At 70.7% G+C, this 13,405-nt stretch carries 8 protein-coding genes; 4 read left to right on the top strand and 4 right to left on the bottom strand.

The window, feature by feature from the left end:
• Nucleotides 1–168 precede the first annotated feature (168 nt).
• Nucleotides 169–5,271 carry an NAD-glutamate dehydrogenase gene (locus ACFXPL_RS33835; RefSeq protein ID WP_384926891.1) on the bottom strand — a complete coding sequence of 1,701 codons (5,103 nt, stop codon included), beginning with the start codon at nt 5,269–5,271 and terminating at the stop codon, nt 169–171.
• Between the two features lie 490 nt (nt 5,272–5,761).
• Between ACFXPL_RS33835 and ACFXPL_RS33830 the strand changes: the two genes are divergently transcribed.
• Nucleotides 5,762–6,355 carry a DJ-1/PfpI family protein gene (locus tag ACFXPL_RS33830; protein WP_384926889.1) on the top strand — a complete coding sequence of 198 codons (594 nt, stop codon included), beginning with the start codon at nt 5,762–5,764 and terminating at the stop codon, nt 6,353–6,355.
• 59 nt (nt 6,356–6,414) lie between these two features.
• On the opposite strand, the gene ACFXPL_RS33825 is transcribed toward ACFXPL_RS33830, so the two are convergent.
• On the bottom strand, nt 6,415–7,086 hold the full coding sequence (locus ACFXPL_RS33825; RefSeq protein WP_384926887.1) for an HAD family hydrolase: 672 nt from the start codon (nt 7,084–7,086) through the stop codon (nt 6,415–6,417).
• A 58-nt stretch (nt 7,087–7,144) separates the two neighbouring features.
• A complete protein-coding gene (locus ACFXPL_RS33820; RefSeq protein WP_384926885.1) occupies nt 7,145–7,651 on the bottom strand; it encodes a DUF6912 family protein in 507 nt (168 codons plus the stop codon).
• Nucleotides 7,652–7,930: 279 nt separating this feature from the next.
• Here ACFXPL_RS33820 and ACFXPL_RS33815 point away from each other — a divergent pair, with 279 nt between their 5' ends.
• Entirely contained in the window at nt 7,931–8,377 is a 447-nt protein-coding gene (locus ACFXPL_RS33815) for an Rv3235 family protein (RefSeq protein WP_384926883.1), read from the top strand.
• A gap of 125 nt (nt 8,378–8,502) precedes the next feature.
• Here the strand turns inward: ACFXPL_RS33815 and secA are convergent, their stop codons facing one another.
• Entirely contained in the window at nt 8,503–11,331 is a 2,829-nt protein-coding gene (gene secA, locus ACFXPL_RS33810) for a preprotein translocase subunit SecA (protein ID WP_384926881.1), read from the bottom strand.
• 241 nt (nt 11,332–11,572) lie between these two features.
• Between secA and ACFXPL_RS33805 the strand changes: the two genes are divergently transcribed.
• Both ACFXPL_RS33805 and ACFXPL_RS33800 read left to right on the top strand, forming a co-directional pair.
• The gene (locus ACFXPL_RS33805) at nt 11,573–12,145 is read left to right on the top strand and encodes a GNAT family N-acetyltransferase (protein ID WP_384926879.1); all 573 of its coding nucleotides are present in this window, start codon (nt 11,573–11,575) and stop codon (nt 12,143–12,145) included.
• A gap of 47 nt (nt 12,146–12,192) precedes the next feature.
• The gene (locus ACFXPL_RS33800) at nt 12,193–13,392 is read left to right on the top strand and encodes a winged helix-turn-helix domain-containing protein (RefSeq protein WP_384926877.1); all 1,200 of its coding nucleotides are present in this window, start codon (nt 12,193–12,195) and stop codon (nt 13,390–13,392) included.
• Nucleotides 13,393–13,405 lie beyond the last annotated feature (13 nt).

Here is a 13,405-nt window from a genome sequence, read left to right as displayed (position 1 = left end):
CGCGGCCCGCCGGCCGCCGCCTCCCGCCCACCCGCCAACACGCCCGGGGCGCCCGGCTCGCGTGCCGCCGGGCGCCCCTGGCGCTCTGTCTGCTGATCCCTGCGGCCGTCTGATCCCTGCGGCTGCCTGGTTCCGGTGGCCGCCTGGTTCCGGTGGCCGCGCCCGCCGTCAGCGGTGCGTGCGCAGCAGCGTCCGCATCGTCCGCATCGCGACCGACAGGTTCGCCAGGTCGAACGCGTCCGAGTTCTGGATCTCGTCGAGCGTGGCGCGCGACCGGGTCAGGATCGCGGCGTTCTTCTCCTCCCACGCCGTGAACCGCTCCTCCGGCGTCGAACTGCCGTTGCCCACCGTCAGAACGTCCGACGTCAGCCCGGCGTGCGCCGCGTACAGGTCCTCGCGGATCGAGGCGCGGGCCATGGACTGCCAGCGGTCCGCCCGCGGCAGCTCCACGATCCGGTCCATGAGCCGGCTGATCCGCAGCCGGTCGCCGAGGTCGTAGTACACCTCGGCGACGGCGAGCGGGTCCTGCTCCGTACGGTCCGCGATGGCGACGATGTCGAGCGCCGGGAAGACGGACGAGAACCCGGCGACCCGCAGGGCCAGTTCCTCGGGTACCCCGGCGTCCGTCAGCTCGGTCAGGATGGCCTGGTACCACTCCAGCTCCGGGCCGCGCAGCATCGTCGGGAGCTGCGCCCAGACCCGCTCGACGCCCGCCGCGAAGAACTCGATCGTCCCCGCGATCTCCAGCGGCTGCGGCCGGTTGCCGAGCAGCCAGCGCGTGCCGCGCTCGACGAGGCGGCGCGAGTGCAGCCTGATCCGGGTCTGGACATCCGCCGGGACCTGGTTGTCCAGCGCCTCGACCGCGTCCCACACCGCGTTCAGCCCGAAGATCTCCCGGGCCGCGGCCTGCGCCCGTACGATCTCCTCGATCGACGCGCCGGTCTCCTCGCGCAGCCGGTGCAGGAAGGTCGAACCGCCGGTGTTGACGGTGTCGTTGACCAGGACCGTGGTGATGATCTCGCGGCGCAGCGCGTGTGCGTCGATCTGCTCGGCGAACTGCTCGCGGAGCTGCTGCGGGAAGTACGCGTGCAGCAGCGCGCGCAGATGCGGGTCGTCCGGCAGCTCGGTGTGGATCAGCTCCTCCGCCACCGTGATCTTGGTGTAGGCGAGCAGCACGGCGAGTTCGGGCTGGGAGAGGCCCTTGCCGGAGTTGAGCAGTTCCCGGATCTGGCGGTCGGCGGGGAGGAATTCCAGCGCCCGGTCGAGATGTCCGTCGCGCACCAGCCGGCGCATGAAGCGCTGGTGGGCGTGGAGGAGGGAGGGCGCCTGCGCCTGGGCGTTGCCGAGCGCGGTGTTCTGCGCGTAGTTGTTGCGCAGGACGAGCGCGCCGACCTCGTCGGTCATCGCGGCGAGCAGCTTGTTGCGCTGCTTGACGGTCATGTCCCCCTCGGTGACCAGACCGTTGAGCAGGATCTTGATGTTCACCTCGTGGTCGGAGGTGTCCACGCCGGCGCTGTTGTCGATGGCGTCGGTGTTGACCTTGCCGCCCTCGCCGCCGGCGCCGCGCCGGGCGAACTCGATCCGGCCTAGCTGGGTCAGCCCCAGGTTGCCGCCCTCGCCGACGACCTTGGTCCGCAGGTCCTCACCGTTGACGCGGATGGCGTCGTTGGCCTTGTCACCGACGTCCGCGTCCGTCTCGGTGGACGCCTTCACGTACGTACCGATCCCGCCGTTCCAGACCAGGTCGACCGGGGCGTGGAGGATCGCCTTCATCAGCTCGGCGGGCGTCAGCTTGATGACGCCCGGCTCGATGCCGAGGGCGTCGCGGACGTGCGCGTTGACGGGGATCGACTTGGCCGTACGGGGGTGGATGCCGCCGCCCGGCGACAGCAGTCCCTTGTCGTAGTCGGCCCAGGAGGAGCGCGGCAGCTCGAAGAGCCGGCGGCGCTCGGCGTACGAGGTGGCCGCGTCGGGGTGCGGGTCGAGGAAGATGTGCCGGTGGTCGAAGGCGGCGACCAGCCGGATGTGCTCGGAGAGCAGCATGCCGTTGCCGAAGACGTCACCGGACATGTCGCCGACGCCGACGACGGTGAAGTCCTCGCTCTGGGTGTCGTGGCCGAGCTCGCGGAAGTGCCGCTTGACGGACTCCCAGGCGCCACGGGCCGTGATGCCCATGCCCTTGTGGTCGTAGCCCGCGCTGCCGCCGGAGGCGAAGGCGTCCCCGAGCCAGAAGTCGTAGGCGACCGCGACCTCGTTGGCGATGTCGGAGAAGCTGGCGGTGCCCTTGTCGGCGGCGACGACGAGATACGTGTCGTCCCCGTCGTGGCGCACGACGTCGGCGGGCGGCACGACCTCGCCCGCGACCATGTTGTCCGTGATGTCGAGCAGCGCCGAAATGAAGATCTTGTACGAGGCGATGCCCTCGGCGAGCCAGGCGTCCCGGTCTGCGGCCGGGTCGGGCAACTGCTTGGCGACGAAGCCGCCCTTGGCGCCGACCGGCACGATCACGGTGTTCTTGACCATCTGCGCCTTGACCAGGCCGAGGATCTCCGTACGGAAGTCCTCCCGCCGGTCCGACCAGCGCAGCCCGCCGCGCGCGACCTTGCCGAAGCGCAGGTGGACGCCCTCGACGCGCGGGGAGTAGACCCAGATCTCGTAGGCGGGGCGGGGCGCGGGGAGGTCGGGGATGGCCTGCGGGTCGAACTTCATCGACACGTAGCTGTGATGCCCGCCGCCTGCGGTCCGCTGTCCCCTCCTTTCGCTCCCCTCGCTGACGCTCTGGCCCCTCCTTTCGCTCCCCTCGCTGACGCTCTGGAAGAAATTCGTCCGCAGCGTGGCCTTGATGAGGGTGAGGAAGGAGCGCAGGATCCGGTCCTCGTCCAGGCTCGCGACCTGGTCGAGGGCGCCGTCCAGCTCCTCCAGCATGGCCTCCGTCAGCTCCGTGCCGGCGCGCTGGCGGCCGGGTGACATGCGGGCCTCGAAGAGGGAGATCAGCAGCCGGGTGGTGTGCACGTTGGAGCGGAGGGTGTCCTCCATGTAGTCCTGGCTGAAGGTCGAGCCGGACTGGCGCAGGTACTTGGCGTACGCGCGCAGCACCATCGCCTGACGCCAGTCCAGACCGGCCCCCAGGACGAGGGAGTTGAAGCCGTCGTTCTCCGCGGCTCCGGTCCACACCGCGGCGAAGGCGTTCTGGAAGCGCTCGCGGTCGTCCTCGGTGAGGTAGTCGCCGCCGCCCGAACCGATCTGGGGCAGCCGCAGGCCGAAGTCGTAGATCCAGGCATGTGTACGGTCCGTGCAGCGCAGCTCGTACGGCCGCTCGTCGACGACCTCGACGCCGAGCCGCTGGAGCACCGGGAGGACGGCGGAGAGGGAGACCTGCTCGCCGGAGCGGTAGATCTTGAAGCGCCGTTCGCCGGGGCCCGCGCCGACCGGCTCGTACAGGGAGAGCGAGAAGTCCGACTCGGCCTGGTCGAGCGCTTCCAGGTGGGCCAGGTCGGCGACCGCCGCGCGCGGGGAGTGGTCGGCCTTGTAGCCCTCGGGGAAGGCGGTGCCGTACTTGCGGAGCAGTTCGGCGGCGCGCTCCTCGCCGCAGTCGGCGTTCAGCGCCTCGCCGAACGCGTCGGCCCAGGAGCGGGCCGCCGCCACGAGGCGGGCCTCGATCCGGTCCGCGTCGGTGTCGGTGAGCTTGGCCAGCTCCGTGCCGCGGGGGACGCGGACGACGAAATGGAGCCGGGAGAGGATCGATTCTGTGTTCCACGCGGTGAAGTCGACGCTGGTGCCGCCCAGCTCCTCCTTGAGGATGTCGACCAGCCGCAGCCGGACGCCGGTGGTGTACCGGTCGCGCGGCAGGTAGACGAGCGCGGAGTAGTACCGTCCGTACTCGTCCTGGCGGAGGTAGAGCCGCAGCCTGCGGCGCTCCTGGAGGTAGAGGACGCTGGTGACGATGGAGCGCAGTTCGTCGACGGGCGTCTGGAACAGCTCGTCGCGCGGGTAGGTCTCCAGGATCTGGAGCAGGTCGCGGCCGTCGTGGCTGTTGGGCAAGAAGCCGGCGCCCTCCAGGACCTCGGCGACCTTGCGGCGGATCACCGGGACGCGGCGTACGGACTCGGTGTACGCGGCCGAGGAGAACAGCCCGAGGAAGCGGCGCTCGCCGACGACATTGCCCTTGTCGTCGAACTTCTTCACCCCGACGTAGTCGAGGTAGCCGGGCCGGTGGACGGTGGCGCGGCTGTTGGCCTTGGTGAGGACCAGCAGCTTGTGCTCGCGCGCCTTGGCGCGGGCGTCGGCGGGCAGCCGGCTGAAGGACGGGCTGACCGGGTGGTCGTCGTCCTCACTGTGGTGCGGGTCGGAGCGCAGCACACCGAGACCGGTCCCGGGGACGGCGGTCAGGGCGTCGCTGTCGGTGAGCTGATACTCGCGGTAGCCGAGGAAGGTGAAGTGGTCGGCGGCGAGCCAGCGCAGCAGTTCGCGGGCCTCCTCGACCTCCTGGTCGCGCAGGTCGTCGGCGGTCGGCTCGCTGGGCAGCTCGTCGGCGATGCGCAGCGCGGCGCCGCGCATCTTCTCCCAGTCCTCGACGGTCTCGCGGACGTCGGACAGGATACGCAGCAGGTCCGCGGTCATCTGCTGGAGGTCGGCGCGGTCGCTCTCGCGGTCCACCTCGACATGGATCCAGGACTCCGTGAGCGCGTCGTGGGGGCGCTCGGCCGAGGCGGCCACCCCTTCGGGAAGCACCTCGATCAGCTTGCCGGTGACATCACGGCGTACGACGACCTGTGGGTGGATCACGGCGTGGATGCCGCGGCCCTGCCGGGAGAGTTCGTTGGTGACGGAGTCCACGAGGAAGGGCATGTCGTCGGTGACGACCTCCACCACGGAGTGACTGCACGTCCAGCCGTTCTCCTCGACCGTCGGGGTGTGGACCCGCACGCTGGCCGTCCCCTGGGGGCGGTTCGCGGCGAGCCGGTAGTGCGAGAGCGCGGCGCCGAGGACGTCGGTGGAGTCACGGCCCGCGAGGTCCTCCGGGGCCGTGTGCAGGTAGTAGCGCTGGAGGTACGCGAGGACCGCGGCGCGGTCGGCGCCGTCACCGGCGCCGCCTGGACCGGTACCGCCCGGGCCGGTGCCGTCCGGCCCCGCGCCGTCGGACCCGGCGGTGGCCCCGTCCTTCCAGAGGCCGCCCCCCAGCCCCCCGGTGCCCCCCAGCGGGCTGTTCTCAGCGGCCCGGGCCGCCTGTTCGAGCAGCTCGGCCTTGGCTTCGTCCAGCTTGGTCTGCATGTCCTCTGGCTCCTGTCGCGCGCCGTTGCGTGACGTAGGTGAAGGAAGCGACACAACGCCACGACGCGGGGTTTCCGGTCTGGGTCGACGTTATGCCGCGATGAGAGATGTCCGGGGCCTTATTGACCAATTTTGGCAGTCGCCCCGTTTCCGGTGCCGCGACCGGCAGGCGATCCTGACGTGGGCAATGCCCCGGGTGAGCGGCGGTCGCCCGGGCGCGGTGGCGCTCCGGGCGCAGGCCGGGGGCTTCGCTGCCCCCACGGCGTATCGCGCTGATCACGGGCACCAGGCTATCGCTCTCCACCCAGCCTCCGTCATGAGCCGCTTGTGTACAAATGCAAGGCGCCGAATTGGCCACTTCGGACAGACCCACGGGGTGGTTCGGGGTGACACGGGCAGCCCTCTCCCCCGCACGCGCGGACGGCGACGGCACAGGTCGGCAGACTGGTCGACAGGTGGACAGACCGCCCCATCCTTCCCGGGAGCAGCCATGGCAGCCAAGGTCCTGATCGTCACCGGCGACGCCGCCGAGTCCCTTGAAGTCCTCTACCCGTACCAGCGCCTGCGCGAGGAGGGGTACGAGGTCCATATCGCCGCTCCTTCCCGGAAGAAGCTCCAGTTCGTGGTCCATGACTTCGAGCCCGGCTTCGACACCTATACCGAGAAGCCCGGTTACACCTTCCCCGCCGACCTGGCGTTCTCCGAGGTGGACCCGACGGAGTACGCGGCCGTGGTCGTCCCGGGCGGCCGGGCCCCCGAATACCTGCGCGGCGACGCGGAGCTGCGCAAGATCCTCAAGTCCTTCTTCGACGCGGACAAGCCGGTGGCGCAGATCTGCCACGGCCCGCTCCTGACGGCCGCGATCGGCGAACTCGCCGGGCGCCGCGTCACGGCCTATCCGGCGCTGGAGATCGACATGCAGGCGGCCGGAGCGACCTTCCAGGACACGGAGGCGGTGGTGGACGGCACCCTGGTCTCCTCCCGCGCATGGCCCGACCACCCCGCCTGGATGCGGGCGTTCCTGACCGTGCTGCGTGCGAAGGCCCCGGTGACCCCGGACGCTTCCGGGCCCGGGAACGACTAGGCGTTCCCGGGGGACAGGCCCGGGGTCACGCCAGGCCCGGGGTCACGCCAGGTCCCGGGTTACGCCAGGTCCCGCGCGAGCGCCACCGCTTCCTCCAGGGTGTCCACGACCGGGACGCCCACCGTCTCCAGGGTGGCCCGGCTGTTGGTGCCGCCGGTGTAGAGCACGGCACGGGCCCCCACGTGCGCCGCCGCCACCGCGTCGTCGACCGCGTCGCCGATCACCACCGTACGGACGGCGGGTATCTCCCCGCCCGCCCCGGCCAGCGCGATCAGATGGCGTTCCAGGTGCAGCGCCTTGCTGCCGCCCGAGGGGCCCTTGCGGCCGTCGACACGGAGGAAGTGGCGCTCGATTCCGTATCCCCGCACCGTCGGGACCAGGTGTTCGTGCCCGTACATGCTCAGCAGCGACTGGCTGCCGCCCGCGACCGCCCACCCGGCGAGCAGTTCCTCGACGCCGCGCGTCAGCCCGCAGCCCGCACGCCGCTCCGTGTAGTGGCGGTGGAACGTCTCGTCCATGACGAGCCACTCGGCGTCGCTCGGCAGGCGCCCCATGAGCCGCTCGTAGAAGCGCGGGATGGGGACGCAGTACAGCTCCCGGTAGCGGTCGAGCGTGATCGGCGCCAGGCCTATCTCCGCGAAGGCCGCGTTGGTCGCCCCGATGACCGCGCGCATGTCGTCGAGGATCGTGCCGTTCCAGTCCCACACCAGGTGCGTGTTCTGATTCCCCATGGACAAGACCGTACCGGCCGGGTCCGACAACGCCCCCGGGAAGCGGCCCCGGGGGCAGTCACGCGATCAGGTTCGGGATCTCCTGGATGCCGTACCAGAGCAGTTCGTGGTCCTCCGCGCCGTCGACCGTGAACCGCGCGTCGTCGTCGCCGTGGTCCGCCGCGCCCAGTGCCGCCGCCGCTGCCGTCACGTCGGCGTCCGCGTCGTCGGAGTCCACGTGCACCGCCGCGGCCTTCCGCAGGGCGATCGCCGCCGCGATCCGCACCTCACCGAGCGAGGCGGCGTCCAGCCGCATGTCGGGGTCCGACACGGCCTCCCGGTCCGGTACGTCCGCCGCGACGACCACCCGGCGGCGGGCCGTGGCCGGGTCCGCGGCGATCAGCCGGAGCGAGGCGGCAGCGGCGCGGGTGAGGGCCGCGTACTCCAGCTCCTCGATGTCGTCCGAGACGTACCACTCCCGCAGCCCCGGCGTCACCGCGTACGCGGTCAGCGGCCCCGGCCCCAGCTCGCCGGCCTTGTGCGCTTCTGCGAGACCGGGAAGCGTCAGGGGGACGTACACACGCATGGCATGGCCGCTTTCGTCGTCGGGAGAACACCTAAGGATACGTGGGCCAGTCCCTCTTCGGGGTGACACGCATGGGGCTCACAGGCGTCCACCGGGAACCGCGCCCGCCCGTCCCACCAGGCCCCATACGGCCCGCCCCTCACCCGGATAGGTGATTTCACGGCTTCACGCCCCGGCGATGCCGCTCCTTGCGGCGCTCCCCCAAGGGCCCGTAAAAGATCCCCCAACAGAAGTTACCGACCGGTATCGGGCCGGTCGGGCAGAACGGGGGCGATCTGCGTGAACAGGACCACTTCCTCCACTCCCACCACCGCCTTCTCCGCCGGGGCCAGGCCTCCCGGCCGCCGCGATCCGCGCAGGCCCGGTGCCGTACGCCCGCAGCGGAGCCGGCACGTCCCGCCGCACGAACTGTTCGCGGAACGGCTGCTCGCCGTCCTCAGCGGCCACCGGCCCGTGCACTGGATGCTCGGCCAGACGGTCGGCGAGGCGTACGAACAGCTCGTCCGGCTCGCCCCGGGCGCCCCGTTCCGGGCCAGGGGCGTCCGCCCGGTGATCCGCACCTGCCGGTTCTCCCAGCCCAGGCCAGGGGTGGTCGAGGCGTCCGCCAGCATCGCCGCGGGCGAACAGGTCCGCGCCCTCGCCTTCCGGCTGGAGCAGTCCACCGATCTGCGCTGGCGCTGCGCGGCGGTCGAGGTCGGCGGCGAACGCGTCACCACCGACGCGTGAGCACCAGGACCGCGAGCAGCCGGCGTGTGAGGACCCGTCACAGCACAGGGCCGGGGCGCGCACCACGAGAGTGCGCGCCCCGGCCCGTACGATCGCCCGCCCGGACCGCTGTCCGGGCCTTGGCCCTACTTCTTGCGGCGACGCCCGCTGGGGGCGCTCTTCTGCGCCTTGCGGCGCTCGGCCCGCGTCATACCGTCCGACGTGGAGCGCGTCGGTCCCTCCGCGCTCTGGAAGTCGCCCTCGACGATGCCGCCCTCGCCGTCCACCGTGGGCGCGGAGAAGTGCAGCCGGTCGGGCCGCTGCGGCGCGTCGAGGCCCTTCGCCCGGATCTCCGGACGCCCGGTGCCCGCGGGCACCGCGTCCTCCTTCTTGGCGAGGGACGTGCGCGCGGCGGAGTCCTCCACCGGGACCTCCTCGACCTGCTGCTCGACCTGGACCTCCAGGTTGAACAGGTAGCCGACGGACTCCTCCTTGATGCCCTCCATCATGGCGTTGAACATGTCGAAGCCCTCGCGCTGGTACTCGACCAGCGGGTCCTTCTGGGCCATCGCCCGCAGGCCGATGCCCTCCTGCAGGTAGTCCATCTCGTACAGGTGCTCACGCCACTTGCGGTCCAGGACGGAGAGCACCACACGGCGCTCCAGCTCACGCATGATGTCCGAGCCGAGCTGGTTCTCCCGCTCCTCGTACTGGGCGTAGATGTCGTCCTTGATGGACTCCGAGATGAACTCGGCGGTGATCCCGGCTCGGTCGCCGGCCGCGTCCTCCAGCTCCTCGACGGTTACCTTCGTCGGGTAGAGCTGCTTGAAGGCGCCCCACAGCCGGTCCAGGTCCCACTCCTCGGCGAAGCCCTCGACGGTCTCCGCCTGGATGTACGCCTCGATCGTGTCGTCCATGAAGTGACGCACCTGCTCCTGCAGGTCCTCGCCCTCCAGGACGCGGCGTCGCTCGCCGTAGATGACCTCGCGCTGCCGGCTCAGGACCTCGTCGTACTTCAGGACGTTCTTACGGGTCTCGAAGTTCTGCTGCTCGACCTGCGACTGCGCGGAGGCGATGGCGCGCGTCACCATCTTGTTCTCGATGGGGACGTCGTCCGGCACATTCGCCATGGACATCACGCGCTCGACCATCTGCGCCTTGAAGAGCCGCATCAGGTCGTCGCCGAGCGACAGGTAGAAGCGGGACTCGCCCGGGTCGCCCTGACGGCCGGAACGGCCGCGGAGCTGGTTGTCGATACGGCGCGACTCGTGTCGCTCGGTGCCCAGGACGTAGAGCCCGCCCAGCTCCTTGACCTCCTCGAACTCCGCCTTGACGGCCTGCTCCGCCTTCTCCAGCGCGGCCGGCAGGGCCGCCGCCCACTCCTCGACGTGCTCGACGGGGTCCAGGCCGCGCTGGCGCAGCTCCGCCTCCGCCAGGTCGTCGGGGTTGCCGCCGAGCTTGATGTCCGTACCGCGGCCGGCCATGTTCGTCGCGACGGTGACGGCGCCCTTGCGGCCCGCCTGGGCGACGATCGTGGCCTCACGGTCGTTCTGCTTGGCGTTCAGCACCTCGTGCTGCACCCCGCGCTTGCTGAGCTGCTGCGAGAGGTACTCGGACTTCTCGACGGAGGTCGTGCCGACCAGGATGGGCTGGCCCTTCTCGTGCTTCTCCGCGATGTCGTCCACGACCGCCGCGAACTTGGCGACCTCGGTGCGGTAGATCAGGTCGGACTGGTCCATGCGGACCATCGGCCGGTTCGTCGGGATGGGCACGACGCCCAGCTTGTAGATCTGGTGGAACTCGGCGGCCTCGGTCATGGCCGTACCGGTCATACCGGAGAGCTTGCCGTAGAGGCGGAAGAAGTTCTGCAGGGTGATCGTGGCGAGGGTCTGGTTCTCGTCCTTGATGTCCACCCCTTCCTTCGCCTCGATCGCCTGGTGCATGCCCTCGTTGTAGCGGCGGCCCGCGAGGATACGGCCGGTGTGCTCGTCGACGATCATGACTTCGCCGTCCATGACGACATAGTCCTTGTCGTTCTTGAACAGCTCCTTGGCCTTGATCGCGTTGTTCAGATAACCCACGAGCGGGGTGTTCACCGACTCGTACAGGTTGTCGATGCCGAGCCAGTCCTCGACCTTGGCGACGCCGGGCTCATGGATCGCGACCGTGCGCTTCTTCTCGTCGACCTCGTAGTCGCCGGTCTCCTCGATGCCCTTCAGCGAGTTGCCCGCCTCACCCTTGGTGAGCCGCCTGACCAGCTTGGCGAAGTCGCCGTACCACTTCGTGGCCTGGTCGGCGGGGCCGGAGATGATCAGCGGCGTACGGGCCTCGTCGACCAGGATCGAGTCGACCTCGTCGACGACGGCGAAGTTGTGGCCGCGCTGGACCAGCTCCTCCTGGGACCACGCCATGTTGTCGCGCAGGTAGTCGAAGCCGAACTCGTTGTTCGTGCCGTACGTGATGTCGCACGCGTACTGCTCACGGCGCTGCGCGGGCGACATGTTCGCCATGATGCAGCCGACCTTGAGGCCCAGGAAGTGGTGGACGCGGCCCATCAGCTCGGAGTCGCGCTCGGCCAGGTAGTCGTTCACCGTGATCAGGTGGACGCCCTTGCCGGACAGCGCGTTGAGGTACGCGGGCAGCGTGCCGACGAGGGTCTTGCCCTCACCGGTCTTCATCTCGGCGACATAGCCGAGGTGCAGCGCCGCGCCGCCCATGAGCTGTACGTCGTAGTGGCGCTGTCCGAGGACGCGCTTGGCCGCCTCGCGGACGGTCGCGAACGCCTCGGGGAGCAGGTCGTCCAGGCTCTCACCATCCGTGTACCGCTCTTTGTACTCGGCGGTGAGCGCCCGCAACTCGGCATCGGAGAGGCTGACGAAGTCCTCTTCGATAGAGTTGACCTGGTCCGCGATGCGGTGCAGTTTGCGCAGGATCTTGCCTTCGCCTGCACGCATGAGCTTGTTGAAGACGGACACTGAGGCTGGTCTCCTTGCCGGTCGGGCCTGGCACGTGGGTCGGGATCGGACACGGGCGCGGGCACGGCAGGCGGGCCCCACCGCAACGGCCATCGTAAGCGAGGACTCGGCCACGCCGGGAGGGCCGCCGTCACGCGGGTCTGCCGCCGCCCTCATATATGAACGCGCGGAAGCCGTGGAAGGTGCCGGTACGGCCGGAAAAGCATTCGTCCCGGATCGCCCCGCTCAGCAGAATCCGTCCATGGAACCCGTCACCCTCACCACCGAACGGCTCCTGCTGAGCCCGTTCACCGCGGACGATGTCGATGTCGTGTACGCGGCCTGCCAGGATCCCGCCATCCAGCGCTGGACGACGATCCCCTCTCCCTACGAACGCCATCACGCGGAGCATTTCATCGGCCGGATGGTCCCGGACGGCTGGCGCGGGGACACCGAGTACTCCCTCGCCGTACGCCCCCGTGCCGGCGGCCCCGTGATCGCCGCGGTCAGCCTCCACCACCCCCGCTCCGGAACCTGGGAGGTCGGCTACTGGACGGCCGAGGAGCACCGGGGCCGTGGCTACATGGCGGAAGCGATCAAGGCGATGGCCCACTGGTCGTTCACCGCGTTGGGCGCGGTGCGGATGGAGTGGCGTGCCGAGGAAGGGAACGCGGCCTCACGCGCCGTCGCCGAGAAGGCGGGCGTCGTGGTGGAGGGCACGCTTCGCGCGGGGCTGCTCAACAAGGGAACCCTGCGGGACTGCTGGATCGGCGGACTGCTCCCGTCCGATCTGGGACTGCCGGGACCGTGCCCGTATCTGCCGGCCCGCCCCTGATCCCCCGGGCTCCTGGACTGTCAGTGCGGCCGTCTATCGTGCGGACCATGACGACTGCGCCGCCCGCCACCACCGAGCTGTCCGCCGACGAGGCCCGCCGTATCGCGCTGCGCGCCCAGGGGTTCCTCGGCGCCCCGGACCGGCGTGGCGGGGTGCGGGGTGTGCTGCGCCACCTCGGCGCCGTCCAGCTCGACACGATCTCGGTGCTCGCCCGGTCGCACGAGCTGATCCCGTACGCGCGGCTGGGCGCGGTGGGCCGCAGAACGGTCGAGGACGCGTACTGGACGCCCCCGGCCGACGGCGCGTCGCCGCCCGAGCCGCACGCCTTCGAGTACTGGTCCCACGCGGCCTGTGTGCTGCCCATCGAGGAGTGGCCGCACTTCGCCTTCCGCCGCCGCGCGTACCGCGCCCGCCCGCACTGGTACCACGAGCTGGCGGACGGGGCGTACGACGCGGTGATCAAGCAGCTGCGCGCGGAGGGCCCGCTGACCGCCACGGAGCTGGGCGGCGCCAAGAACGGCGGGCCGTGGTGGGACTGGTCCGAGGCGAAGGTGGCCGTCGAGCGCGCGCTGATGTACGGCGAGGTCGTGTGCACCGGGCGGCGGAGCTGGAAGCGGGTGTACGACCTCGCGGAGCGCGCCGTCCCCGGCCCCCTCCTCCATGACGACCTGGACGACACGGAGTGCCTGCGCCGCCTCGTGGCGCTCGCCGGACAGTCGCTCGGGGTGGGGACACGCGCCGACATCGCGGACTACCACCGGCTCAAGGGCGAGCAGGTCGACGCGGTGATCGCGGACTCAGGACTGGTGCCGGTGAGCGTCGAGGGCTGGGCGAAGCCCGCGTGGGCGGACCCGGCGGCGCTGGCGACCGCCCCGCGGGGCCGGCACCGTACGACGCTGCTGTCACCGTTCGACTCCCTCATCTGGGAGCGGGCACGCACCGAGCGGATCTTCGGCTTCACCCACCGGCTGGAGGCGTACGTCCCCAAGCAGAAGCGGGTGTACGGCTACTTCGCGATGCCGCTGCTCTCCGGCGGCCGCCTGCTGGGCCGGGTCGACCCGGCGCGCGAGGGGAAGACGCTGGTGGCCAAGCAGGTGTCCCTGGACACCCCGAAGGCCGTGTCCCCGATGGCGTCGGCTCTGCGGGAGGCGGCGGAGTGGGTCGGCTGCTCGGACGTACGCGTGGAGCGCGTCGACCCGCCCGAGCTCCGCACCCCGCTGGCCGGGGCGCTCACCGCGGCGGAGTGACACGGGAGCGGGC

This window comes from Streptomyces sp. NPDC059092 (genome assembly GCF_042756365.1).
Taxonomy (GTDB): Bacteria; Actinomycetota; Actinomycetes; order Streptomycetales; family Streptomycetaceae; genus Streptomyces.
This window is presented reverse-complemented; position numbering and strand designations above follow the sequence as displayed.